Annotated in this window: 20 protein-coding genes and 1 pseudogene; 16 read left to right on the top strand and 5 right to left on the bottom strand. The window is 68.1% G+C overall.

What is annotated here, in order from left to right:
• Positions 1-114: 114 nt before the first annotated feature.
• Both J7I98_RS11190 and J7I98_RS11185 read right to left on the bottom strand, forming a co-directional pair.
• On the bottom strand, positions 115-333 hold the full coding sequence (locus J7I98_RS11190) for a DUF397 domain-containing protein (RefSeq protein ID WP_214920482.1): 219 nt from the start codon (positions 331-333) through the stop codon (positions 115-117).
• Positions 330-1,151: a helix-turn-helix transcriptional regulator gene (locus J7I98_RS11185; protein ID WP_214920481.1), complete on the bottom strand. Its 822-nt coding sequence runs from the start codon at positions 1,149-1,151 to the stop codon at positions 330-332. The genes J7I98_RS11190 and J7I98_RS11185 overlap by 4 nt, the downstream gene beginning before the upstream one ends.
• 555 nt (positions 1,152-1,706) lie before the next feature.
• Between J7I98_RS11185 and J7I98_RS11180 the strand changes: the two genes are divergently transcribed.
• Entirely contained in the window at positions 1,707-2,573 is an 867-nt protein-coding gene (locus J7I98_RS11180; protein WP_214920480.1) for a hypothetical protein, read from the top strand.
• Here J7I98_RS11180 and J7I98_RS11175 read toward each other — a convergent pair whose 3' ends face one another.
• From J7I98_RS11175 to J7I98_RS11165, 3 genes and pseudogenes are all read right to left on the bottom strand, one after another.
• Positions 2,574-3,923 (bottom strand): serine hydrolase, encoded by a 1,350-nt coding sequence (locus J7I98_RS11175; protein ID WP_214920479.1) that lies wholly within the window; start codon positions 3,921-3,923, stop codon positions 2,574-2,576.
• A 120-nt stretch (positions 3,924-4,043) separates the two neighbouring features.
• Positions 4,044-4,439, bottom strand: a pseudogene (locus J7I98_RS11170) (helix-turn-helix domain-containing protein); the annotation flags it as partial.
• 83 nt (positions 4,440-4,522) lie between these two features.
• The gene (locus J7I98_RS11165) at positions 4,523-5,353 is read right to left on the bottom strand and encodes a C40 family peptidase (RefSeq protein WP_214920478.1); all 831 of its coding nucleotides are present in this window, start codon (positions 5,351-5,353) and stop codon (positions 4,523-4,525) included.
• Positions 5,354-6,078: 725 nt separating this feature from the next.
• Between J7I98_RS11165 and J7I98_RS11160 the strand changes: the two genes are divergently transcribed.
• The 15 genes from J7I98_RS11160 to recQ all read left to right on the top strand — a co-directional run bounded on the left by J7I98_RS11160 (position 6,079) and on the right by recQ (position 24,192).
• Positions 6,079-6,438 carry an NADH-quinone oxidoreductase subunit A gene (locus J7I98_RS11160; RefSeq protein WP_003956195.1) on the top strand — a complete coding sequence of 120 codons (360 nt, stop codon included), beginning with the start codon at positions 6,079-6,081 and terminating at the stop codon, positions 6,436-6,438.
• Positions 6,439-6,456: 18 nt separating this feature from the next.
• Positions 6,457-7,011: an NADH-quinone oxidoreductase subunit B family protein gene (locus J7I98_RS11155; RefSeq protein ID WP_214920477.1), complete on the top strand. Its 555-nt coding sequence runs from the start codon at positions 6,457-6,459 to the stop codon at positions 7,009-7,011.
• Entirely contained in the window at positions 7,008-7,712 is a 705-nt protein-coding gene (locus J7I98_RS11150) for an NADH-quinone oxidoreductase subunit C (RefSeq protein WP_214920476.1), read from the top strand. Before J7I98_RS11155 ends, J7I98_RS11150 begins: the two co-directional genes overlap by 4 nt.
• Positions 7,709-9,034: an NADH-quinone oxidoreductase subunit D gene (locus tag J7I98_RS11145; protein WP_214920475.1), complete on the top strand. Its 1,326-nt coding sequence runs from the start codon at positions 7,709-7,711 to the stop codon at positions 9,032-9,034. The genes J7I98_RS11150 and J7I98_RS11145 overlap by 4 nt, the downstream gene beginning before the upstream one ends.
• 17 nt (positions 9,035-9,051) lie before the next feature.
• Positions 9,052-9,849, top strand: a complete 798-nt coding sequence (gene nuoE, locus J7I98_RS11140; protein WP_214920557.1) for an NADH-quinone oxidoreductase subunit NuoE — start codon at positions 9,052-9,054, stop codon at positions 9,847-9,849.
• The gene (gene nuoF, locus J7I98_RS11135) at positions 9,849-11,225 is read left to right on the top strand and encodes an NADH-quinone oxidoreductase subunit NuoF (RefSeq protein WP_214920474.1); all 1,377 of its coding nucleotides are present in this window, start codon (positions 9,849-9,851) and stop codon (positions 11,223-11,225) included. Before nuoE ends, nuoF begins: the two co-directional genes overlap by 1 nt.
• Entirely contained in the window at positions 11,222-13,720 is a 2,499-nt protein-coding gene (locus J7I98_RS11130; RefSeq protein WP_214920473.1) for an NADH-quinone oxidoreductase subunit G, read from the top strand. Before nuoF ends, J7I98_RS11130 begins: the two co-directional genes overlap by 4 nt.
• A 32-nt stretch (positions 13,721-13,752) precedes the next feature.
• Positions 13,753-15,078 (top strand): NADH-quinone oxidoreductase subunit NuoH, encoded by a 1,326-nt coding sequence (gene nuoH / locus J7I98_RS11125; RefSeq protein ID WP_214920556.1) that lies wholly within the window; start codon positions 13,753-13,755, stop codon positions 15,076-15,078.
• Positions 15,071-15,721: an NADH-quinone oxidoreductase subunit NuoI gene (gene nuoI, locus J7I98_RS11120; protein ID WP_214920472.1), complete on the top strand. Its 651-nt coding sequence runs from the start codon at positions 15,071-15,073 to the stop codon at positions 15,719-15,721. The genes nuoH and nuoI overlap by 8 nt, the downstream gene beginning before the upstream one ends.
• Positions 15,718-16,539, top strand: coding sequence for an NADH-quinone oxidoreductase subunit J (locus tag J7I98_RS11115; protein WP_214920471.1), 822 nt, complete (start codon positions 15,718-15,720; stop codon positions 16,537-16,539). Before nuoI ends, J7I98_RS11115 begins: the two co-directional genes overlap by 4 nt.
• Entirely contained in the window at positions 16,536-16,835 is a 300-nt protein-coding gene (gene nuoK / locus J7I98_RS11110) for an NADH-quinone oxidoreductase subunit NuoK (RefSeq protein WP_214920470.1), read from the top strand. The genes J7I98_RS11115 and nuoK overlap by 4 nt, the downstream gene beginning before the upstream one ends.
• Positions 16,836-16,850: 15 nt before the next feature.
• Positions 16,851-18,791: an NADH-quinone oxidoreductase subunit L gene (gene nuoL, locus J7I98_RS11105; RefSeq protein ID WP_214920469.1), complete on the top strand. Its 1,941-nt coding sequence runs from the start codon at positions 16,851-16,853 to the stop codon at positions 18,789-18,791.
• A 5-nt stretch (positions 18,792-18,796) separates the two neighbouring features.
• Positions 18,797-20,374, top strand: coding sequence for an NADH-quinone oxidoreductase subunit M (locus tag J7I98_RS11100; protein ID WP_214920468.1), 1,578 nt, complete (start codon positions 18,797-18,799; stop codon positions 20,372-20,374).
• The gene (nuoN, locus tag J7I98_RS11095) at positions 20,371-22,026 is read left to right on the top strand and encodes an NADH-quinone oxidoreductase subunit NuoN (RefSeq protein WP_214920467.1); all 1,656 of its coding nucleotides are present in this window, start codon (positions 20,371-20,373) and stop codon (positions 22,024-22,026) included. The genes J7I98_RS11100 and nuoN overlap by 4 nt, the downstream gene beginning before the upstream one ends.
• A gap of 150 nt (positions 22,027-22,176) precedes the next feature.
• A complete protein-coding gene (recQ, locus tag J7I98_RS11090; RefSeq protein WP_214920466.1) occupies positions 22,177-24,192 on the top strand; it encodes a DNA helicase RecQ in 2,016 nt (671 codons plus the stop codon).
• Positions 24,193-24,276: the final 84 nt, after the last annotated feature.

Here is a 24,276-nt window from a genome sequence, read left to right as displayed (position 1 = left end):
AAAATCTCGCGAGAGGTGTGGTGTGCGTAGCCGCCGGTCCGCTCGACCTGGCGCGGGGTGCCCCGTGAAGCACCTCTACCTCGGTGGAACCAAGGTCGCCCCGAACTCCTGAGGTCAGGCGCGACGGACCAGCCGGTCGTCCTTCACGGCGGTCACGAAGGACGACCAGGCGGTTGCGTCGAATGCGAGGGCGGGGCCGTGGGGAACCTTGCTGTCGCGGACGGGCATGACGCCGGGTAGGCCGTCGGCGACCTCAAGGCAGCTACCGCCGTCCGAATTGCTGTAGGACGACTTGCGCCATGCGGCGGCGCCCAGGTTGTGCGCACTGCTCATTGTTTGTAGTCCTCCGCCACCGATTCGATTAGGGACAGGGACGCCTCCGGCGACAGCGCGGCGGCCCGGATCAGGTCGTAGGACAGCTGGTACTTGGCGACCATCGCGGGAGTGTCCAAGAGCTGCCCTGAGTATTGCCCTTCCGAGTATGCAACTGGTGGTGCCTCCTCGAAGGTCATCAGGGCGAACATGCTGCCGCTCGCGGCGTGTGCATTCGCGCTGAATGGGAGCACTTGGACCAGGATGCGCTCGCTACGAACAAGGCTGGCCAGGTGACTCAGTTGGCGCCCCATGAGGGCCGGTCCGCCCACGGCCACCTGGAGCACAGTCTCGTGCAGCACTGCCCACAACACGGGTCGTGTTGGATCGTCGAGCAGCGCGGCACGATCTGTCCTCGCTCTGATTCGCGTCTCCACCAGGGCGCTGTCCAGCAGGAGAGCTGCCGACGGGGCCATCAGGGCGCGTACGTATTCCTCGGTCTGAAGTACGCCAGGAATCAGGGTCGGGGCGTACTCGCTAATGGTCGCGGCTTCCACCTCAAGTGCAGCTGCGTCTGCGAAGTATGGGGCGTGTGGACTGCTGTCGATCAACTCCCTGCACATGCGAGTAAGGAGCCCGTCCGTCCCCAGCTCGGCGTCGAAGCGCTGGGCGAGGTCCAGCTGGGGCTTGCGGATCGCGGACTCGATCTGGCCGACGTACGTCCCCGAGACGTAGACCCGTTCCCCGAGCTGCTGCTGTGTGAGCGGTACCGCCTCTCGCTGGCGCTTGAGTTCGGAGCCGAAGAACGGCCATCCGACCTTGCCCTGCGAGAAGCTCACACCTTTGTGGGCTTGTTCACCACTGAACTCCCATGCGTTTCAACGCCGTTGTTGTCCGCTGCCCCCTGTCCATCGTATGCACGCAGCGCAACGATCGGACACGGAAAGCGACATGTTGAACGACGCGCAAGGGATAGTGATGGACGCACCTCGCAGGAGCGAAGCACGGGCGCAGCTCGCGGAGTTGATGGAGGACTACGGAGCGGATGGCGTCCTCAGACTCGACGCTACGGGTGAGCCGATGGAGGGGGCGGAGCTGCCGCCCGGGTCGATGGCCTACCCGCCGTGCCGGTGTCCTCGGTGCCGGGACGGCGCTTGAGCTTCGGGGGGCGAGGTTCGAGCGGCTTTTGCTAGGAATGGTGGGTGGGGATTCTTCCCACCCACCCTCCCCAGTGGCGCGCGAACTGGCCGACGTACCAGCGGAGATGACATTTCGTGATCAGGTCGCGACGCAGTGCTGTTGCCGTGTAGCGTGCGGCACAACAAACGACCCCCATGCGGTGTTAGCAGCACCACACAGGGGTCTGACCATCAAGATCGCTAAGGACGGTCTCCATGGCTACCCCGCACCTTAGTCGCGCCCCGCACGCGCCCGCCCACCCGATGGCCAAGCCCGGGTTCGGAAAACGTTCCGCACCCGACCAAGAGCCCCGTCGTGGTCGGGACTTCGCACATCTGCCCAAGCGTGAAGCCGCCATCGCCGGTTACATCGACCGGCTCCCCGATGGCGCCGACATCTCCATCAAGGCCCTGGCCAGAGAACTGGACGACTTCGGGCAGTGCGCCATCGGCACTGTTCTGCGGAGGCTCTCCGAGGCCGGACACCTGCGGCGCGTACGCCGGGACGTGCAGGATGCCGAGGGCGCGCGGTGGGTTTACCGGACGTACTTCACTCGCACCGCCCGGCCCGACGCCTGGTGGGCCGCGTTCCTGTGCGGGGACGTCCCGCAGTCCGGGATGGCCGACCCCTCGCCCGTACAAGAGCCGGAAGCGCGCGGGTACGACGCCCTCGCCCGGCTCGTCCACCGGCATCCGCAACTCACGCTGTCCGCAGTGGAGTGCGAGGCGCTGGCCGACCTCGCCGGGGAGTGGTTCCGGCGGGGTGCCACCGAGGCGCAGCTCGTGCGCGCCGTTGGCACGATGCTTCCCGACCCCGTCCGGCACCCCTTCGGGTTCGTACAGAACCGGCTGCTCAAGCGACTGCCGCCGGAGCCGCCGACCCCGGTTCAGGGGCAGTACGTCATGGAGTGCACCGATTGCCACGCCCCCGGTACGCCGGAATCGCTGCCGGGCGGTGTGTGCCGGATCTGCCGGGGCGAGCCGTGCGTACCGGCTGACGGCCTTCCGGCGGATGTCGTACGGGGGAGGGCGGCGCGGCTGCGGGACACGCTCCGTGCCTACAAATTCCGCCCGGCGCTCTGACTACCTGCGCAGTTGCTCCGGAGTAACCAAGGGCGGGAGCGTGGGCAGGGAGTTGGGCGGTGAATGCCGGAGGGACGTCGAGGACTTGCCCGAGCCGCTGAGGGCTCCGTCGACGTACTGCATCAGTGCCGCCCCTATCGGGTCCGGCTTCGGCCGGTTCTGTTCGTCGAACCGCTCGTACTTCATCAGGTTGTAGCCGATCGCGACCTGCCGGCGGCCGTTCTCGGTGGACAGCGCCCAGGTCCCGGCCCCGAAGACACCGCCGTCGTGGCCCCAGTACCAGCCTCCGCTGGGCATGCGCAGGGTGTAGAGGCCCAGGCCGTACCGCATCTTCACGTCCTGGCCCGGCTCGGGCTCGTAGGCCGGGACGGTGGTCTTCATGGCGCGCAGTTCGGCGGGACCGAGCAGCTTGCCGCCGAGCAGTTGGCGGTAGAAGTCGTTGAGGTCGCGCGTGGTCGACACCATCGCTCCGGCCGTACCTGCCCAGGACATGTCGTAGACACTGAAGTCGCGGGCCGGGTCGATGTAGCCGTACATCGACTCGTACATCTTGGCGTGCGGCCCGGATATGTAGGGCGAGCGTGGGAAATAGGTGTGCCGCAGTCCGGCTTTACGGATGACATTGCGGGTGATGTACGTTTCCGGGTTCTGGCCCGTGACCTTCTGCAACAGCAGCCCGGCAATAATGTAGTTGGTGTTTGAATACGCATGCTTTCCGCGCTCGGCGACAGGCTGCGCCGCAAGACCGAGGCGGACGAGCTGCTTGTGGTCCAGCCGGCGGAAGCGGTTCTCCTCAAGAGACTTGCCGGGGTCTTCGGTCAGGCCGGGGAAAGCGGGAAGTATGTAATCGGGAATGCCGCTGGTGTGGTTGAGCAGCATCCGCACCGTGACCTTCCGGCCTCGCTCGCCCGGTATCAGCTCGGGGAGATACCGGCCGATCGGTGCGTCCAGTTCTATGCGGCCCTTGTGGACCTGCTGAAGGACGGCCACGGAGGTGAAGGTCTTGGTGATGCTGCCGATCCGGTGCTCGAAGTCGGGCCGCATCCGCCGCTTGGTGTCCATATCGGCGAGCCCGGCCGCTCCCCGCCACTGCTCGGAGCCGTCCCGAACCGATGAATAGGCCCCGTACATACCGGCCTTGTGGAACGCCGCGAGGGAGTCGCGGAGAGCTTCCCGGTCGAGCCCGGAGGTGATCGCGGCGGTCGCGGCGGCGGGGGCGGCCGGTGCGTGTGCCGCCGCTTGCGCCGGCACGACACCGGCCGCGAGCGACAGAACGGCGACCGAGGCCGCCGCCAGACGAACTCTCCGATGCTCCGGGCGGCGGCGGTCCGGATGGGCGAGGCGTCGCATGGTCACTCCTGTGTGGTCACTCGTGCACGGCGCATGGTCGATTCGTCCATCCTCGGCGCGCCGCCGCGGGCCCTCCTCCACCCGCGGAACGATCTTCCGCACGGGAACACATGACAAATGTCAGGCTTCGCGCACCGGTACCCGCGTTACCTGGAAGTTGCGCCGGTAGTCGCTGGGGGAGACACCGACCTGGAGCGTGAAGTGGCGGCGCAGGTTGGCTGCCGTGCCGAGGCCGCTTTTCTCGCTGACGCGGTCGATCGGGAGGTCGGTCGATTCCAGGAGTGACTGCGCGTGCGCCAGGCGGCGGCCGAGCAGTCACTGGAGTGGTGTGGTGCCGGTGGACTCCTGGAGGCGGCGGTAGAAGGTGCGCGGGCTCAGGCGGGCGCGGCGGGCCATGTCGTCGACGGTGAGCGGCTCGTGGAGGTGGGCCGTGGCCCACTGGAGCGCCGGGCCGAGGTTGTCGTCGTCCGTGTCGGGGACGGGCTGGTCGATGAACTGCGCCTGCCCGCCCGTGAGCCGTACCGGATCAACGCACGACTAAGGGCCGTCGTTCCCGCATTCGGGAAGGACGGCCCTCAGTCAGTTTCAAAGAGACAGATTCAGAGCACGCGGACCGCGCCGCTCGCCGGGTAGCCCGACAGGTCCTGGATGACGACGCCCTTGCTGGGGTTGGCGGCATCGAGGTACTGGCCGTCACCGATGTAGACACCGACGTGGTACGCGGAACCGGCGCCGCCCCAGTAGAGGATGTCGCCGACCTGGAGGTTGGACGTACCCACCTGGGTACCGGCCACCGACTGGTCCTGCGAGACGCGCGGGAGGTCGACGCCGACCGTCCGGTACGCGGCCTGGACGAGGCTGGAGCAGTCCCAGGCGTTGGGGCCGGAGGCGCCCATGACGTACGCGTCGCCGAGCTGCGCCTTGAGGAAGGCGACGACGGTCGCGGCGCTGCCGGTGCCCGTCGAGGAGCCGACGGAGGCGCCGGAGTCGTTGGAGGAGGCGCTGAGCGTCGTACGCTCCGCGGCACGCGAGGCGCGCTCCTCCTTCTCGGCCGCTTCTTCAGCGGCCCTCTTCTTGGCGGCCTCTTCGGCCTTCCTCTTGGCCTCGGCCTTGCGCTCGGCCTCCGCCTTTTCCTTCTTGGCGATCTTCGCGGCCTGGGCGGCGGCCTCGTCCTGCTGGGCCTGGAGGTCGTACTCGTGCGCGACCTGCTGGGTGGCCTCGGCGGAGACGGCGACGGTGTTCGCCAGGTCTGCGGTGAGCGTGGGCATTTCGATCGTGGCGGTCACCGGCTCGGCATTCGCCGGCCCGGCAGCACCGGCCACCGCGATCGTGCTGAGGACGCCACCGGCAACTCCGGCTCGGAGCGCGACCTTCGATGCGCTGCGAGGGCGGGGCTTCCGGTGGCTGGGTATGTGAGCGGTGAGGGACATGGGACTAACCGCTATCAGGCGTTTGCGGTTCCCTTCAAGAAAGGTGTGCTGCGCCACAGTTGCGCCGCGTCGGCCCGAATCGGGCTTCTGCCGGGCTTTATTGACGCCGTAACGGGCAATACGGGCATCGGTGATCAAGCCTGTGATCATGGGCTTTCCGCAATACGCCCCAATTGCCCGACGCCTACCATCCGTTCACACCGATGGCCAAGCCCGCTTTTACCGGAGCCGGAATCGAGTGGCGCAGGTCACAGATCGGCAACCCTTCTCGATCACGAGGACTCGTGAAGGCATGCACGCGTCCACATTCGTCCGCGGAGCTCCCTCGGGCAGGTGAGGGGCAGGTGAATGCGGGTGCCTTTATCACCTCACGGCCGCCCATTGCCAATTTGCCTGTACGCGCCATGGCTTGATAGCGCGGCACCCCCTGCGACCAGCGGTAACACCTTCGCTTGTCACGTCTCGTAGCCACTCGTGCACTTCGCGTATGAAGATCACCGCTCACCCGACTTAATGATCGTTCGTCGGGTGGTGGAGATCACAAAGGCGTTGTCGTACCCCGTGTCGCAGATCACAGACCGACAGGCATAGGATGCGAGGCAGCCGGGCTTGTGAACTGCCTCACATATACATGATCTTCGCGTGGCGAAGATCGTGGAGGCGGAGTGAGGTGCAGGCCCGGGGTGTGGTCCAACGGTCAAGGACGACTGGAAGGAGCGAGGAGCGTGAATGCCTACGCGCCCATCCTCGTGCTCGGCGCCCTCGGGGCAGGGTTTGCGATCTTTTCCGTGGTCATGGCCACGCTTATCGGCCCAAAGCGCTACAACCGGGCAAAGCTTGAAGCGTACGAGTGCGGCATCGAGCCGACACCCACACCCGCCGGAGGCGGCCGCTTCCCCATCAAGTACTACCTGACGGCGATGCTCTTCATCGTCTTCGACATCGAGATCGTCTTCCTCTATCCCTGGGCCGTCTCGTTCGACGCCCTGGGGCTTTTCGGGCTCGTCGAGATGCTGCTCTTCGTGCTCACCGTCTTCGTTGCCTACGCGTACGTATGGCGGCGCGGCGGCCTGGAATGGGACTGAGGGGCTGAGGGGTCACCAATGGGACTCGAAGAGAAGCTGCCCAGCGGCTTTCTGCTGACCACCGTCGAACAGGCCGCGGGCTGGGTGCGGAAGTCCTCCGTCTTCCCCGCGACCTTCGGCCTCGCCTGCTGCGCCATCGAGATGATGACGACCGGGGCCGGCCGCTACGACCTGGCCCGGTTCGGCATGGAGGTCTTCCGCGGCTCACCGCGCCAGGCCGACCTGATGATCGTGGCCGGCCGGGTCAGCCAGAAGATGGCGCCGGTGCTGCGGCAGGTCTACGACCAGATGCCGAACCCCAAGTGGGTTATCTCCATGGGTGTTTGCGCCTCTTCAGGCGGAATGTTCAACAATTACGCAATTGTGCAGGGTGTTGATCACATTGTTCCCGTTGACATCTATTTGCCTGGTTGCCCACCCCGCCCCGAGATGCTGATGGACGCGATTCTCAAGCTCCATCACAAGATCCAGAACTCCAAGCTCGGGGTGAACCAGGAAGAAGCGGCCCGCGAGGCGGAGGAAGCGGCCCTCAAGGCGCTCCCCACCATTGAGATGAAGGGGCTGCTGCGGTGAGCGAGCAGAACAACGGCGTCCCCGCCCCGCGCGACGAGACCGGCGAGGTCATCGGCGTACGCAAGGGCATGTTCGGCGCCAACAACGGCGGCGACACCAGCGGATACGGCGGCCTCGTACGCACCGTGACGCTGCCGGGTGCCACCCCGCGCCCGTACGGGGGCTGGTTCGACGAGGTCGCCGACGAGCTCGAAGGCGCCCTGGAAGAGCAGGACCTCCTCCCGGCGAACGCCGTCGAGAAGACCGTCGTCGACCGCGGCGAGCTCACCTTCCACATCGCGCGCGAACACCTGGTGCAGGTGGCGAAGACGCTGCGCGACGACCCGGCCCTGCGCTTCGAGCTCTGCACGGGCGTCAGCGGCGTCCACTACCTGGAGGACAAGGGCCGGGAGCTGCACGCCGTCTACCACCTGCGCTCGATCACCCACAACCGGCTGATCCGCCTCGAAGTGAGCGCCCCGGACAGCGATCCGCACGTCCCCTCGCTGGTCGCGGTCTACCCGACCAACGACTGGCACGAGCGCGAGACGTACGACTTCTTCGGCCTCATCTTCGACGGGCACCCCGCCCTTACCCGGATCATGATGCCGGACGACTGGCAGGGCTTCCCGCAGCGCAAGGACTACCCCCTCGGCGGCATTCCCGTCGAGTACAAGGGCGCCCGGATCCCGGCTCCGGACCAGCGGAGGTCGTACTCGTGACTACCCCATCTGCATCTGCACGCGAGACCACCGAAGGTCCCGTATATACAGTCACCGGCGGCGACTGGGACGAGGTCGTCCAGTCCGCGGCCAAGGCAGACGACGAGCGCATCGTCGTGAACATGGGTCCCCAGCACCCGTCCACGCACGGCGTGCTCCGGCTCATCCTCGAAATCGACGGCGAGACGGTCACCGAGGCCCGCTGCGGCATCGGCTACCTGCACACCGGCATCGAGAAGAACCTCGAGTACCGGAACTGGGTGCAGGGCACGACCTTCGTCACGCGCATGGATTACCTGACGCCGTTCTTCAACGAGACGGCGTACTGCCTGGGCGTCGAGAAGCTGCTCGGCATCGAGGAGCAGATCCCGGACCGGGCGACGACCACCCGCGTCATGCTGATGGAGCTCAACCGGCTCGCTTCCCACCTGGTGGCCATCGCCACCGGCGGCATGGAGCTCGGCGCCACCACGATCATGATTTACGGCTTCCGTGATCGTGAACTCATTCTCGATGCCTTCGAGCTGATCACCGGCCTGCGCATGAACCACGCGTTCATCCGCCCCGGCGGCCTCGCCCAGGACCTGCCACCAGGGGCGATGGACCAGCTGCGCGAGCTTGTGAAAACCATGAAGAAGAACCTGCCGGAGTACGACAAGCTCGCCACCGGCAACCCCATCTTCAAGGGCCGCATGCAGGACGTCGGCTACCTCGACCTCACCGGCTGCATGGCGTTGGGCGCGACCGGCCCGATCCTGCGCTCGGCCGGGCTGCCCCACGACCTGCGCAAGAGCAGCCCCTACTGCGGTTACGAGACGTACGAGTTCGACGTACCGACCGCCGACACCTGCGACGCCTACGGCCGCTTCCTGATCCGCCTCGAAGAGATGCGGCAGTCGCTGCGCATCGTCGAGCAGTGTCTGGACCGGCTCAGGGAGCCGGGCCCGGTCATGGTCGCCGACAAGAAGATCGCCTGGCCCGCCCAGCTCGCGCTCGGCCCGGACGGCCTCGGCAACTCGCTCGACCACATCAAGAAGATCATGGGCACCTCCATGGAGGCCCTGATCCACCACTTCAAGCTGGTGACCGAGGGCTTCCGGGTCCCGGCCGGGCAGGCGTACACGGCCGTCGAGTCGCCCAAGGGCGAGCTCGGCGTCCATGTCGTGAGCGACGGCGGCACCCGCCCCTACCGGGTCCACTTCCGCGACCCGTCCTTCACCAACCTGCAGGCCATGGCGGCGATGTGCGAGGGCGGCATGTTCGCCGACGTCATCGTCGCCGTCGCATCCATCGACCCTGTGATGGGAGGCGTCGACCGGTGACAGACGTATCTCTGGGGATGCCCCAGCTCCCCGCCCCCGACTACCCCGCCGACGTACGTGCCAGGCTCGACGCGGACGCGCGGGAGGTGATCTCCCGCTACCCCGACAGCCGGTCCGCCCTGCTGCCGCTGCTGCACCTCGTACAGGCGGAGGAGGGGCACGTCACCCGTACCGGCATCCGGTTCTGCGCCGAGTCGCTCGGCCTGACCACCGCCGAGGTCACCGCCGTCTCGACCTTCTACTCGATGTACCGGCGCAAGCCGTCCGGCGACTACCAGGTGGGTGTCTGCACCAACACTCTGTGCGCCGTGATGGGCGGCGACGCCATCTTCGACGAGCTGAAGCAGCACCTCGGCGTCGGCAACAACGAGACGACCGACGACGGCAAGGTCACCCTCGAACACATCGAGTGCAATGCGGCCTGCGACTTCGCTCCCGTGGTGATGGTCAACTGGGAGTTCTTCGACAACCAGACGCCCGAGTCCGCCAAGCGCCTCGTCGACGACCTGCGTGCGGGCCGCCCTGTCGAACCCACCCGCGGCGCGCCCCTGTGTACGTACAAGGACACCGCCCGCATCCTGGCCGGCTTCCCCGACGAGCGCCCCGGCGCCGTCGAGGCGACCGGCGGCGCGGGCCCCGCCTCCCTCATCGGCCTCAGGCTCGCCAAGGGCGAGGGCCCGCAGCACCGTGTGGTGCACCCGCGCGGCGAGGCACCGCAGGACGCGAGTCCCTCCGGGACGCCGAATACCACGCAGCCGACCTCTGCATCCGACCCGGAGCACCCGGCCGGACCGGTCACCGAGGAGGGGGAGTGATGACCATGTCCACCGAATATGGGAGCACCTCCCAGCCGGAGACCGGCGGAGAGATCAGCCCGGAGAAGGTACTCACACCCGTCCTGTCGGCCTTCTGGGACCAGCCCGAATCCTGGACCCTGGAGACCTACCGGCGCCACGAAGGGTACGAAGGCCTGCGCAAGGCCCTCGCCATGTCGCCGGACGACCTCATCGCGTACGTCAAGGACTCCGGTCTGCGCGGCCGGGGCGGCGCGGGCTTCCCCACCGGCATGAAGTGGCAGTTCATTCCGCAGGGTGACGGCAAGCCGCACTATCTTGTTGTCAACGCCGACGAGTCGGAGCCCGGGACCTGCAAGGACATCCCGCTCCTCTTCGCCAACCCGCACTCCCTCATCGAGGGAATGATCATCGCCTGCTACGCGATCCGCTCGCAGCACGCCTTCATCTACCTGCGCGGCGAGGTCGTGCCGGTCCTGCGACGCCTGCACGAGGCGGTGCGTGAGGCGTACGAGGCCGGATACCTCGGCAAGGACATCCTGGGCAGCGGGCTCGACCTGGAGATCACCGTGCACGCGGGCGCGGGCGCGTACATCTGCGGTGAAGAGACCGCGCTGCTCGACTCGCTCGAAGGCCGGCGCGGCCAGCCCCGGCTACGTCCCCCCTTCCCTGCGGTCGCGGGTCTTTACGCATGTCCGACTGTTGTAAATAACGTCGAGTCCATCGCGTCCGTTCCCGCGATTCTCAACAAGGGCAAAGACTGGTTCCGTTCGATGGGCAGCGAGAAGTCCCCGGGCTTCACGCTCTACTCGCTGAGCGGCCATGTCACCAACCCCGGCCAGTACGAGGCCCCGCTCGGCATCACCCTGCGCCAGCTGCTCGGCATGAGCGGCGGGATGCGGTCCGGCCACCGGCTCAAGTTCTGGACGCCGGGCGGCTCTTCGACGCCGATGTTCACCGACGAGCACCTCGACGTCCCGCTGGACTACGAGGCCGTGGGCGCCGCCGGATCGATGCTCGGCACCAAGGCGCTCCAGTGCTTCGACGAGACGACGTGCGTGGTGCGGGCCGTGACCCGCTGGACCGAGTTCTACGCCCATGAGTCCTGCGGCAAGTGCACACCCTGCCGCGAAGGGACGTACTGGCTGGTCCAGTTGCTCCGCGACATCGAGGCCGGCAAGGGACAGATGTCCGACCTCGACAAGCTCAACGACATCGCCGACAACATCAACGGCAAGTCCTTCTGCGCGCTCGGCGACGGCGCCGCGTCCCCGATCTTCTCCTCGCTCAAGTACTTCCGCGAGGAGTACGAGCAGCACATCACCGGCAAGGGCTGCCCCTTCGACCCGTCCAAGTCGACCGTCTGGGCCGACACGAATCTGGAGGTGAACGCATGACCGTCACGACAAGTTCTTCCTCCGGGGGCGGCGAGGCGGCAGTGCCGCCCGAAGATCTCGTATCGCTGACGATCGACGGCATCGCGATCTCCGTCCCCAAGGGGACGCTGGTCATCCGTGCCGCCGAGCTGCTCGGCATCGAGATCCCGCGCTTCTGCGACCACCCGCTCCTCGACCCGGCCGGCGCCTGCCGCCAGTGCATCGTCGAGGTCGAGGGCCAGCGCAAGCCGATGGCGTCGTGCACCATCACCTGCACCGACGGCATGGTCGTCAAGTCCCAGATCACCTCGCCGGTCGCCGAGAAGGCGCAGCGCGGGGTGATGGAACTGCTGCTGATCAACCACCCGCTGGACTGCCCGGTCTGCGACAAGGGCGGCGAGTGCCCCCTGCAGAACCAGGCGATGTCCCACGGCGACGCGGATTCGCGCTTCGACGGCAAGAAGCGGACGTTCGAGAAGCCCGTCCCTCTCTCCACCCAGGTGCTGCTGGACCGGGAGCGGTGCGTGCTGTGTGCGCGCTGCACCCGCTTCTCCCAGCAGATCGCGGGCGACCCGATGATCGAGCTGCTGGAGCGCGGCGCGCTCCAGCAGGTCGGTACGGGCGAGGGCGACCCCTTCGAGTCGTACTTCTCCGGGAACACCATCCAGATCTGCCCGGTGGGCGCGCTGACTTCGGCGGCGTACCGGTTCCGGGCGCGGCCCTTCGACCTGGTGTCCTCGCCGTCCGTCTGCGAGCACTGCGCGGGCGGCTGTGCGACCCGTACGGACCACCGGCGCGGCAAGGTCATGCGGCGTATGGCGGCCGACGACCCCGAGGTCAACGAGGAGTGGATCTGCGACAAGGGGCGCTTCGCCTTCCGCTACGCGCAGCGTCCCGACCGGCTCACCACTCCGCTCGTACGCAGTGAAGCGGGCGTACTCGAACCGGCGAGCTGGCCCGAGGCGCTCGAAGCGGCGGCGAAGGGGCTCTCGGCGGCGCGCGGGCGGGCCGGTGTCCTGACCGGCGGCCGGCTGACCGTCGAAGACGCCTACGCCTACGCCAAGTTCGCCCGTATCGCACTCGACACCAACGACATCGACTTCCGCACGCGCGTGCACAGCAGCGAGGAGGCCGACTTCCTGGCGTCCCGGGTCGCCGGGCGCGGACGCGACCTCGACGGCAGCGGCGTCACGTACACGGCGCTGGAGAAGGCGCCAGCCGTCCTGCTCGTCGGCATCGAGTCCGAGGAGGAGGCGCCCGGCGTCTTCCTGCGGCTGCGCAAGGCCAACCGCAAGCACGGCCAGCGCACCTTCGCCATCGCCACCCACGCCACCCGGGGCCTGACGAAGGCGGGCGGCACGCTGCTTCCCGCCGCCCCCGGCACCGAAACCGAGTGGCTGGGTGGGATCGCGGACCGGGCCGGGCTCGACGCCGACGGGACCGCGGCCGCCGAGGCGCTGCGCGGCGCGGGCTCCGTGATCGTCGTCGGCGAGCGGCTGGCCGCCGTTCCCGGCGCGTACACCGCCGCCGTACGGGCCGCCACCGCGACCGGCGCCGCCCTGGTGTGGATCCCGCGCCGGGCCGGCGAGCGCGGCGCCGTCGAGGCTGGCGCGCTCCCGTCGCTGCTGCCCGGCGGACGCCCCGCAACCGACCCCCGCGCGCGGGAAGAGGTGGCGGTGGCCTGGGGCGTGGCCGAACTGCCGCACCGCTACGGGCGCGACACCGGCCAGATCATCGAGGCCGCGGCCACCGGTGAACTGGCCGCACTCCTCGTCGCGGGCGTCGAGGTCGCGGACCTTCCGGACCCGGCGCGGGCGCGTGAAGCACTCGACCAGGCCGGATTCCTGGTCTCCCTGGAGCTCCGGCCCAGCGAGGTCACCGACCGGGCGGACGTCGTCCTTCCGGTAGCCGCAGTCGCCGAGAAGCCCGGCACCTTCCTCAACTGGGAGGGCAGGGCGCGGATGTTCGAGGCCGCGCTCAAGCCGGACCAGATGACGCGCAGCCTCGCCCCCGCCGACGCGCGCGTGCTGCACATGCTGGCCGACGCACTCGACGTACACCTGGCGCTGCCTGACGTACGGGCCGCACGCCGCGAGATGGACCGCCTCGGTGCCTGGGCCGGACCGTACGCCACCGACCCGGCCGAGTCGGCCCAGCCGCTGCCGCGGCCCGGCGACGGCGAGGCCGTACTCGCGGGCCACCGGCTGCTGCTCGACCAGGGCCGTCTCCAGGACGGCGACGAGGCCCTCGCCGGCACCCGGCACGCGGCGGTCGCCCGGCTCTCCGAGACCACCGCGGCCGACACGGGCGTGAAGAACGGCGACCTGCTCGCCGTCACCGGTCCCGCCGGGACGGTCCGACTGCCGCTCCAGGTCACACCGATGCCGGACCGGGTCGTGTGGCTGCCGCTGAACTCGACGGGCGGTGGCGTCGCCACCGACACCGGCGCGGTCCCCGGACAGCTCGTACGCATCGGCCCGGCGGCCGAGGTGCCTTCGCGAGGTGAATCCCTGTGAATCAGACGCTCCTCGCTGCCGAGGACCTCTCCATGTTCGGCCGCGACCCGTGGTGGCTCATCGCCATCAAGGCCGTCTTCTGCTTCGCCTTCCTGATGATCACCGTGCTCTTCTCCATCGTGTGGGAGCGCAAGGTCGTCGCCTGGATGCAGCTGCGCATCGGCCCCAACCGGCACGGCCCGTGGGGGCTGCTCCAGTCGCTCGCCGACGGCATCAAGCTGATGCTGAAGGAAGACGTGATCGTCAAGCGCGCGGACAAGGTCGTCTACATCCTGGCGCCGGTCGTCGCGGCGATCCCTGCCTTCATGGCCATCGCGGTCATCCCGTTCGGCCCCGCGGGTAACGAAGTCTCGATCTTCGGCCAGCGCACCACGATGCAGCTCACCGACCTGCCGATCGCGATGCTCTACATCCTCGCGGTCGCCTCCGTCGGCATCTACGGCATCGTGCTCGCCGGCTGGTCGTCCGGATCGACGTACCCGCTGCTCGGCGGTCTCCGCTCCTGCGCGCAGATGATCTCGTACGAGATCGCGATGGGCGCCGCCTTCGCCTCGGTCTTCCTCTACTCCGGGTCGATGTCGACCTCGGCGATCGTCGAGGCGCAGGAGGACCGCTGGTTCATCATCCTGCTGCCGGTGTCCTTCATCATCTACGTCGTCACGATGGTGGGCGAGACGAACCGCGCCCCGTTCGACATGCCGGAGTCCGAGGGTGACCTGGTCGGCGGCTTCAACACCGAGTACTCGTCGATCAAGTTCGCGCTGTTCATGCTGGCCGAGTACGTCAACATGGTCACCGTCTCGGCGGTCTCGGTCACCCTCTTCCTGGGCGGCTGGCGGGCCCCGTACCCCATCTCGGCGTTCTGGGAGGGCGCGAACCACGGCTGGTGGCCGATGCTCTGGTTCGTCGTCAAGGTCCAGCTGCTGCTCTTCTTCTTCATCTGGCTGCGCGGCACGCTGCCCCGCGTCCGCTACGACCAGCTGATGAAGCTGGGCTGGAAGGTCCTGATCCCGGTCTCGGTGGTCTGGCTGATGCTGGTCGCCACGGTGCGCGCGATGCGCAACGAGAACATGGAATTCCAGAACATCGTGCTGTACGTCGCCGGGGCGATCGTCGCGGTCCTGCTCCTCTCCTTCGTCGCCGACATCTTCCGCGACAAGAAGGAGAAGGAGAGGGCGGCGCTGGAGGGCGAGGAACCACCGGCCTTCGACCCCATGGCGGGCGGATTCCCCGTGCCACCACTGCCCGGGCAGTCCTTGCCGCCGGTGCCGCGCAGGCCCTCGCGCCAGGACCGCGAACTGATTGTCAGTGGTGGGCCCGACACTAAGAGTGACGGAAAGGAGGCCGACGATGTCTGACACCTCAACCCCGGGGGAAGCCCCCAGGACCCCCTGGCAGAACCCTGTGGCCGGCTTCGGCGTGACCTTCAAGGCCATGTTCAAGAAGCGGCTGACCGAGCAGTACCCGGAGCAGCAGAAGACCACGGCGCCGCGCTTCCACGGCAGGCACCAGCTCAACCGGCATCCGGACGGTCTTGAGAAGTGCATCGGATGCGAGCTGTGCGCCTGGGCCTGTCCTGCCGACGCGATCTATGTGGAGGGCGCGGACAACACGGAGGAGGAGCGTTACTCCCCGGGCGAGCGGTACGGCCGCGTCTACCAGATCAATTACGCCCGCTGCATCCTGTGCGGCCTGTGCATCGAAGCGTGCCCCACCCGCGCGCTGACGATGACCAATGAATTCGAACTGGCCGACAGCAGCCGTGAGGCGCTGATCTATACGAAGGAACAGCTGCTGGCCGGCCTGGAGGAAGGCATGGTCGAATCGCCGCACTCGATCTTCCCCGGCACGGACGAGCAGGACTACTACCGGGGCCTGGTGACAGAGGCCGCGCCGGGCACGGAGCGGCAGGTCGCGCTGAGCAAGGGCGAGCGGCCGCAGGAAGCCGCGTCGACCTTCGGTGGGGACGAACCGGCGTCGAAGAAGGTGATCGGGGCATGAACACTCTTGCCGCCTCCGCCACTTCGACCGGCGAGGCCGTGCAGTTCTGGATCCTCGGCACGATCGCCGTCATCGGCGCCCTGGGCACCGTCCTGATGAAGAAGTCCGTACACAGCGCGCTGTCCCTGGCCGGGACCATGATCATCCTGGCGGTGTTCTACCTCGCCAACGGTGCGTACTTCCTGGGCGTCGTCCAGATCATCGTCTACACCGGCGCGATCATGATGCTGTTCCTCTTCGTCGTCATGCTCGTCGGCGTCACGGCGGCCGACTCCCTGAAGGAGACGCTCAAGGGCCAGCGCTGGATGGCCGTGGGCTGCGGGCTCGGCTTCGGCATCCTGCTGATCGCGGGCATCGGGAACGCCTCGCTGTCCACCTTCAACGGACTGGCCAAGGCCAACGCCGCCGGCGGCGGCAATGTCGAGGGGATCGCCGAGCTCCTCTTCACCACGTACGTCTTCGCCTTCGAGCTCACCGGCGCGCTGCTCATCACGGCGACCGTCGGCGCGATGGTGCTCACGCACCGCGAGCGCACCGAACGCGCCAAGACGCAGCGGGAGATGTCCGAGGCGCGCGTACGCGGCAAGCACCTGCCGCCGCTGCCCGCACCCGGGGTGTACGCGCGGCACAACGCGGTGAACATCGCGGGCCTGCTGCCGGACGGGAAACCGGCCGAGCTCACGGTCATGAAGACCCTGCGCGAGCGCGGCCAGATCCGTGACGTGTCCCGCGAGGCGCTGGCCGACCTCAAGGCGCTGGAGCAGCGCTCCGAGGAGCGGCTCGGCCGTGACCAGGACGAATCGGAGGTCGCGAAGTGAACCCGGTCAACTACCTGTATCTCGCGGCGCTGTTGTTCACCATCGGCGCTTCCGGGGTGCTGATCAGGCGGAACGCGATCGTCGTCTTCATGTGCGTCGAGCTGATGCTCAATGCGTGCAACCTCGCCTTCGTCGCCTTCTCCCGGATGCACGGCAATCTCGACGGCCAGATCGTCGCGTTCTTCACGATGGTCGTCGCTGCCGCCGAGGTCGTGGTGGGGCTCGCGATCATCGTGTCGCTGTTCCGGTCCCGTCACTCGGCCTCGGTCGACGACGCCAGCCTGATGAAGCTGTAAGGGGTCGCAAGAATCGTGGAGAACTTGATTGCGCTGCTCGTCGCAGCGCCTTTGCTCGGAGCCGCGGTACTGCTGTGCGGCGGCCGGCGCCTCGACCGCGTCGGACACTGGCTCGGGACGCTGCTCGCGGGTGCGTCGTTCGTGATCGGCGTGGTGCTGTTCGGCGCCATGCTGGGGTACGACGTGGAGGCGCGGACCATGCGCCAGCATCTGTTCAGCTGGATTCCCGTGGAGGGCTTCCAGGCGGATGTCGCCTTCCAGCTCGACCAGTTGTCGATGACTTTCGTGCTGCTGATCACCGGTGTGGGCTCCCTGATCCACATCTATTCGATCGGCTACATGGAGCACGACGACCGCCGACGCCGCTTCTTCGGCTACCTGAACCTGTTCCTCGCGGCGATGCTGCTCCTGGTCGTCGCCGACAACTACCTGCTGCTGTACGTCGGGTGGGAGGGCGTCGGTCTGGCGTCGTACCTGCTCATCGGCTTCTGGCAGCACAAGCCGAGCGCGGCGACAGCGGCCAAGAAGGCCTTCATCGTCAACCGCGTGGGCGACATGGGCCTGTCCATCGCGATCATGCTGATGTTCACCACCTTCGGAACCTTCGCCTTCGGGCCGGTGCTTGAAGCGACGGGGGACACGGGCGAGGGCAAGCTCACCGCCATCGGCCTGATGCTGCTGCTGGCGGCCTGCGGAAAGTCCGCCCAGGTGCCGCTGCAGTCCTGGCTCGGCGACGCGATGGAGGGCCCGACTCCGGTCTCGGCCCTCATCCACGCCGCCACCATGGTGACCGCGGGCGTGTACCTCATCACCCGCTCCGGCGCGATCTTCAACGCCGCGCCCGACGCGCAGTTGGCGGTCGTGGTCGTCGGTGCGGTCACGCTCCTCTTCGGTGCGATCGTCGGTTGCGCGAAGGACGACATCAAGAAGGCGCTGGCCGGTTCGACGATGTCGCAGATCGGCTACATGATCCTGGCGGCGGGCCTCGGCCCCATCGGATACGCCTTCGCGATCATGCACCTCGTGACGCACGGCTTCTTCAAGGCCGGGCTCTTCCTCGGCGCCGGATCGGTCATGCACGGCATGAACGACGAGGTCGACATGAGGAAGTACGGGGGCCTGCGGAAGTACATGCCCGTCACCTTCGTGACCTTCGGTCTCGGCTACCTCGCGATCATCGGCTTCCCCGGTCTGTCCGGCTTCTTCTCCAAGGACAAGATCATCGAGGCGGCCTTCGCGAAGGGCGGCACGGAGGGCTGGATCCTCGGCGCGGTGGCCCTGCTCGGCGCGGCCATCACGGCGTTCTACATGACGCGCGTGATGATCCTGACCTTCTTCGGCGAGAAGCGCTGGCAGCCCGCCCCCGACCCGGACAAGGCGCCCGGCGTCGAGCCCGGCATCGAGGCGAAGCCCGGTGACATGCCGCACCCGCACGAGTCGCCCAAGTCGATGACGATCCCGATGATTGTGCTCGCCTTCGGATCGGTCTTCGCCGGAGGGTTCTTCAGCATCGGCGACCGGTTCGTGACGTGGCTGAAGCCGGTCACCGAGTTCGAGCACGGGCATCCGCCGATCAGCGCCGGGGCGATCACCTCGGCCACCGTCGCGGTAATGGTCATCGGCGTCGGGATCGCGTATCTCCAGTACGGCCGCAGGCCGGTCCCGGTCGTCGCCCCGCGCGGCTCCCTGCTCACCCGCGCCGCCCGGCGCGATCTCCTCCAGGACGACTTCAACCATGTCGTCCTGGTCCGAGGCGGTGAGCACCTGACCCGCTCCCTGGTGTACGTCGACCACACCCTGGTCGACGGGGTCGTCAACGGCACGGCGGCCTCGTTCGGCGGGCTCTCCGGCCGGCTGCGCAAGCTGCAGAACGGCTATGCCCGCTCGTACGCGGTCTCGATGTTCGGCGGTACGGCGATCCTCATTGCCGTGACCCTGCTGATGAGGGCGGTCTGATTCCGATGTCCTTTCCCCTTCTGACGGTTACGGCGGCGCTCCCGGCGGTCGGTGCGGTCCTGACCGCCGCCGTCCCGGCCGCGCGCCGCACCGCCGCCAAGTGGCTGGCGCTGGTCTTCTCACTCGCCACGCTGGTACTGGCCGCGATCGTGGTCGTACGGTTCGAGCCCGGCGGCGACCGCTACCAGCTCAATGAATCCCATGCCTGGATCAAGGACTTCGGCGTCCGGTACGAGCTGGGCGTGGACGGCATCGCCGTCGCTCTGATCGCCCTGACCGCTGTGCTGATCCCGTTCGTGATCCTGGCCGGGTGGAACGACGCAGATCCGCTGGAGACGAAGAGCTCCCGGTGGCGGCCTACTCAGGGCTTCTTCGCGCTGATCCTGATGGTCGAAGCGATGGTGATCATCTCCTTCGAGGCCACCGACGTCTTCCTCTTCTACATCTTCTTCGAAGCCATGCTCATCCCGATGTACTTCCTCATCGGCGGCTTCGGGGACCGGGCCCACGCAGGCGGGGACGAGGCGGCCGCGACCCAGCGGTCGTACGCCGCCGTCAAGTTCCTCCTCTACAACCTGGTCGGCGGGCTCATCATGCTGGCCGCCGTCATCGGGCTGCATGTGGTGGCCGGGACCTTCTCGCTCGCGGAGATCGCCGAGGCACGCGCCAACGGGTCGCTGGAGATGGCGACCAATACCGAACGGCTGCTCTTCCTCGGTTTCTTCTTCGCCTTCGCGGTGAAGGCGCCGCTGTGGCCGCTGCACACCTGGCTGCCGAATGCGATGGGGGAGGCGACCGCCCCGGTCGCCGTGCTGATCACCGCGGTCGTCGACAAGGTCGGCACCTTCGCGATGCTGCGCTTCTGCCTCCAGCTCTTCCCGGAGGCCAGCAAGTGGGCGACGCCCGTCATCATCGTGCTGGCGCTGATCAGCATCATCTACGGCGCGTTGCTCGCCGTCGGCCAGCGCGACATCAAACGCCTTGTCGCGTACGCCTCGATCTCGCACTTCGGCTTCATCGTCCTGGGCATCTTCGCGATGACGTCCCAGGGCCAGTCGGGCGCGACGCTCTACATGGTCAACCACGGACTCTCGACCGCCGCACTGATGCTGGTGGCCGGGTTCCTGATCTCGCGGCGCGGATCGCGGCTCATCGCCGACTACGGCGGCGTACAGAAAGTCGCCCCGGTGCTGGCCGGCACCTTCCTGGTCGGCGGCCTGGCGACGCTGTCGCTTCCGGGACTCGCTCCCTTCGTCAGTGAATTCCTGGTGCTGGTCGGCACGTTCGCCGCGTATCCGGTGGCCGGGATCATCGCGACCCTGGGCATCGTCCTCGCCGCGCTCTACACGCTCGTGCTGTACCAGCGGACGATGACAGGCCCCGTGAAGGCCGAGGTGCACGGCATGCCCGACCTCAAGGCCCGTGAGCTCGTGGTCGTCGCCCCGCTGATCGCGCTGCTGCTGTTCCTCGGCGTCTTTCCCAAGCCGCTGACGGACATCGTCAACCCGGCCGTGAAGCACACCATGTCCGACGTCCGTAAGACGGATCCCACCCCCGAGATTGAGGCGGAGGCGGCCAAGTGAGCGCATCAGCTGTCCACAGCCTGTGGACGACGGTCGCGGCGCCCAGCGCCGAGGGCGGTTTCACGGCCCCGCACATCGAGTACGCGCAGTTGGCGCCGACGCTGATTGTCGTCGGCGCGGCCGTCGTCGGCGTACTTGTCGAGGCCCTGGTGCCGCGCAAGGCCCGTTACTACGCCCAGCTGTTCCTGTCGGTCGTCGCCCTCGCCGCCGCGTTTGCCGCGGTCGTGGGGCTCGCGGTCGGCGGGTACGCCACCACCAAGGCGGGCATCGCGGCGGAGGGCGCCATCGCTGTCGACGGCCCTGCCCTGTTCCTCCAGGGCACGATCCTGCTGGCCTCGCTGGTGGCCGTGTTCACCTTCGCGGAGCGCAGGCTCGACCCGGACGCCCATGGCAACCGCGTCGACTCGTTCGCCGCGGAGGCCGCGTCCGTACCGGGCAGCGACAGTGAAAAGGCCGCCGTAAAGGCCGGGTTCACCACCACCGAAGTCTTTCCGCTCATGCTCTTCGCGGTCGCCGGGATGCTCGTCTTCCCCTCGGCGAACGACCTGCTGACGCTGTTCATCGCGCTGGAAGTCTTCTCGCTCCCGCTGTACCTGCTGTGCGCCGTCGCCCGCCGCAAGCGGCTGATGTCGCAGGAGGCGGCAGTGAAGTACTTCCTGCTCGGCGCCTTCTCGTCGGCGTTCCTGCTCTTCGGGATCGCCCTCATGTACGGGTACGCGGGCTCCGTGTCGTACGCGAAGATCGCCGGCATCGTCGACGGCACGGTCAAGCAGATCGACCCTGCGCTCGCCGACACCATGGGCAATGACGCGCTGCTGCTCATCGGCGGCGCGATGATCCTGATGGGCCTGCTCTTCAAGGTCGGCGCGGTCCCGTTCCACATGTGGACCCCGGACGTCTACCAGGGCGCTCCGACGCCGGTCACCGGCTTCATGGCGGCGGCGACCAAGGTGGCCGCCTTCGGTGCGATGCTGCGGCTGCTGTACGTCGTACTGCCGGGCCTGCGCTGGGACTGGCGGCCCGTGATGTGGGGCATCGCGATCGTCACCATGCTGGGCGGTGCGATCGTCGCGATCACCCAGACCGACATCAAGCGGCTCCTGGCGTACTCCTCGATCGCGCATGCCGGTTTCATCCTGGCCGGTGTCATCGCGACCACGCCGGACGGCATCTCGTCCGTCCTCTTCTACCTCCTGGCGTACTCCTTCGTGACCATCGGAGCCTTCGCCGTGGTCACTCTGGTGCGCGACGCGGGCGGCGAGGCGACGCATCTGTCGAAGTGGGCCGGGCTCGGGCGGCGGTCGCCGCTGGTGGCCGCGGTCTTCGCGGTGTTCCTGCTGGCCTTCGCCGGTATCCCGCTGACCTCGGGCTTCGCCGGGAAGTTCGCGGTCTTCAAGGCGGCGGCGGAGGGCGGTGCGGGTGCGCTGGTCGTGGTCGGTGTGATCTCGTCGGCGATCGCGGCGTTCTTCTACATCCGGGTGATCGTCCTGATGTTCTTCAGCGAGCCGAAGGCGGAGGGCCCGACGGTCGCGGTGCCGTCGCCGCTGACGATCACGGCGATCGGGGTCGGCGTCGCGGTGACGCTGGTGCTCGGTGTCGCGCCGCAGTACTTCCTGGATCTGGCGAGCCAGGCGGGAGTCTTCGTCCGCTGACCTGGCTGTGTGCGCTGCTTGCTGCCCGGTGTCCCTTCTCGTAGGGGTGCCGGGCGGCTGCTTTTGGGTGGGAGTGTCGGTGGGTGCCCCTATCGTGGGACGCCGGGCACTCGTGGGATGCCGGGCACGGTACGTACGGGGGACAGAGCGATGAACGGGACGGGTGGCATGGCCGAGGCCGGCGAGATGACGCGCAGCGACGCGCTGGAGACGCTGCACCGCGTCTTCGGGTACGACGCGTTCCGTGGTGAGCAGGCTGCGGTCATCGAGCACGTGGTGGCGGGCGGAGACGCCGTCGTGCTCATGCCCACCGGTGGCGGAAAGTCGCTGTGCTACCAGATCCCGGCGCTGGTCAGACCGGGTACGGGCATCGTAATCTCCCCGCTCATCGCGCTGATGCAGGACCAGGTGGACGCGCTGCGGGCGCTCGGTGTGCGGGCCGGGTTCATCAACTCCACGCAGGACTTCGACGAGCGGCGCGCGATGGAGGCGGAGTTCCTGGCGGGGGAACTGGACCTCCTGTATCTGGCGCCGGAGCGGCTGCGGCTCGACTCGACGCTCGACCTGCTGGGCCGGGCCAAGATCTCCGTCTTCGCGATCGACGAGGCGCACTGTGTGGCCCAGTGGGGCCACGACTTCCGGCCGGACTATCTGTCCCTGTCGCTGCTGGGCGAGCGCTGGCCGGACGTGCCGCGCATCGCGCTGACGGCGACCGCCACGCACGCCACGCACCAGGAGATCGTCCAGCGGCTGGGGATGCCGCAGGCCCGGCACTTCGTGGCGAGCTTCGACCGCCCGAACATCCAGTACCGGATCGTGCCGAAGGCCGATCCGAAGAAGCAGCTGCTGGCCTTCCTGCGCGAGGAGCACGCCGGGGACGCGGGCATTGTTTATTGCCTCTCGCGCAATTCCGTGGACAAGACGGCGGAGTTTCTCTGCCGCAACGGGATCGAGGCCGTGCCGTACCACGCGGGGCTCGACGGGGGGACGCGCGCCGCGCACCAGTCCCGCTTCCTCCGGGAGGAGGGCCTGGTGGTCGTGGCGACCATCGCCTTCGGCATGGGCATCGACAAGCCCGATGTGCGCTTCGTCGCCCACTTGGATCTGCCGAAGTCGGTCGAGGGCTACTACCAGGAGACGGGCCGGGCCGGGCGCGACGGGATGCCGTCGACGGCGTGGATGGCGTACGGGCTCCAGGACGTGGTGCAGCAGCGCAAGATGATCCAGGGCGGGGAGGGCGACGAGGCGTTCCGGCGGCGCGCGGCCTCCCATCTGGACGCGATGCTCGCGCTCTGCGAAACGGCCGAGTGCCGTCGGGCCCAGCTGCTGGCCTACTTCGGGCAGGACCCCGAGGCGCAGGCCTGCGGCAACTGCGACACGTGCATCACCCCGCCCGAGACCTGGGACGGGACGGTGCCCGCGCAGAAGGTCCTCTCGACGGTGGTGCGGTTGCAGCGGGAGCGGCGGCAGAAGTTCGGGGCGGGCCAGATCATCGACATCCTGCTGGGGCGCAAGACCGCCAAGGTGATCCAGTTCGATCACGACCAGCTGTCGGTCTTCGGGATCGGTGAGGAGCTCGCCGAGGCCGAATGGCGGGGTGTGGTACGGCAGTTGCTGGCGCAGGGGCTGCTGGCGGTCGAGGGTGAGTACGGCACGCTGGTGATGACCGACGCGAGCGGGTCGGTACTGAGCCGTGAGCGCGAGGTGCGGCTGCGCAAGGAGGCGAAGCCGGTGCCGGCCGCTCGGGCCGCGAAGGGCGAACGCAAGGCGAAGGCGGCCGCCGCCAACGCGGACCTGTCGGCGGAGGCGGTCCCGGTCTTCGAAGCGCTGCGGGCGTGGCGCGCGGAGCAGGCGCGGGAGCAGGGCGTACCGGCGTACGTCATCTTCCATGACGCGACGCTGCGGGAGATTGCTACGCGTCGGCCGGGGTCGGTGGCGGAGCTGGGGGGCGTTGCTGGCTTGGGTGAGAAGAAGCTGGCGACTTATGGGGAGGGGGTGCTGGGGGTGTTGGGGGCGCTTGGTTCGGAGGGGTCGCCGGAACCGGTCGCGGTGCCGGCCTCCGCCGTCCCGGCTCCGGTCCCGGCGGCCCTGGAAGCTCCCGTTGCCCCAACGGCTGCCGAGCCCGGGGACGAGTGGGACTGGGACGCGGAGCCGCCGGCGGAGTAGCCGCTGCGCGGAGCGTTTTCCTCTACCCGCCCCTTTCCCGCTGTGACATTTTGCGGCTGCCGCCGCGTGGGGGCTCAGCCCCAG

This window comes from Streptomyces sp. ISL-98 (genome assembly GCF_018614055.1).
In the GTDB taxonomy this organism is placed as follows: Bacteria; Actinomycetota; Actinomycetes; order Streptomycetales; family Streptomycetaceae; genus Streptomyces; species Streptomyces spiramyceticus.
The sequence above is the reverse complement of the archived record's forward strand: the minus strand, read 5'-3'. Positions and strand labels throughout refer to the sequence as shown.

Coding starts and splice junctions, on each gene's coding strand:
- J7I98_RS11190 (WP_214920482.1), bottom strand. CDS start 333: ATGAGCAGTGCGCACAACCTGGGCGCCGCCGCATGGCGCAAGTCGTCC.
- J7I98_RS11180 (WP_214920480.1), top strand. CDS start 1,707: ATGGCTACCCCGCACCTTAGTCGCGCCCCGCACGCGCCCGCCCACCCG.
- J7I98_RS11175 (WP_214920479.1), bottom strand. CDS start 3,923: ATGCGACGCCTCGCCCATCCGGACCGCCGCCGCCCGGAGCATCGGAGA.
- J7I98_RS11165 (WP_214920478.1), bottom strand. CDS start 5,353: ATGTCCCTCACCGCTCACATACCCAGCCACCGGAAGCCCCGCCCTCGC.
- J7I98_RS11155 (WP_214920477.1), top strand. CDS start 6,457: ATGGGACTCGAAGAGAAGCTGCCCAGCGGCTTTCTGCTGACCACCGTC.
- nuoE (WP_214920557.1), top strand. CDS start 9,052: ATGCCCCAGCTCCCCGCCCCCGACTACCCCGCCGACGTACGTGCCAGG.
- nuoF (WP_214920474.1), top strand. CDS start 9,849: ATGACCATGTCCACCGAATATGGGAGCACCTCCCAGCCGGAGACCGGC.
- J7I98_RS11130 (WP_214920473.1), top strand. CDS start 11,222: ATGACCGTCACGACAAGTTCTTCCTCCGGGGGCGGCGAGGCGGCAGTG.
- nuoH (WP_214920556.1), top strand. CDS start 13,753: ATGTTCGGCCGCGACCCGTGGTGGCTCATCGCCATCAAGGCCGTCTTC.
- nuoI (WP_214920472.1), top strand. CDS start 15,071: ATGTCTGACACCTCAACCCCGGGGGAAGCCCCCAGGACCCCCTGGCAG.
- J7I98_RS11115 (WP_214920471.1), top strand. CDS start 15,718: ATGAACACTCTTGCCGCCTCCGCCACTTCGACCGGCGAGGCCGTGCAG.
- J7I98_RS11100 (WP_214920468.1), top strand. CDS start 18,797: ATGTCCTTTCCCCTTCTGACGGTTACGGCGGCGCTCCCGGCGGTCGGT.
- recQ (WP_214920466.1), top strand. CDS start 22,177: ATGAACGGGACGGGTGGCATGGCCGAGGCCGGCGAGATGACGCGCAGC.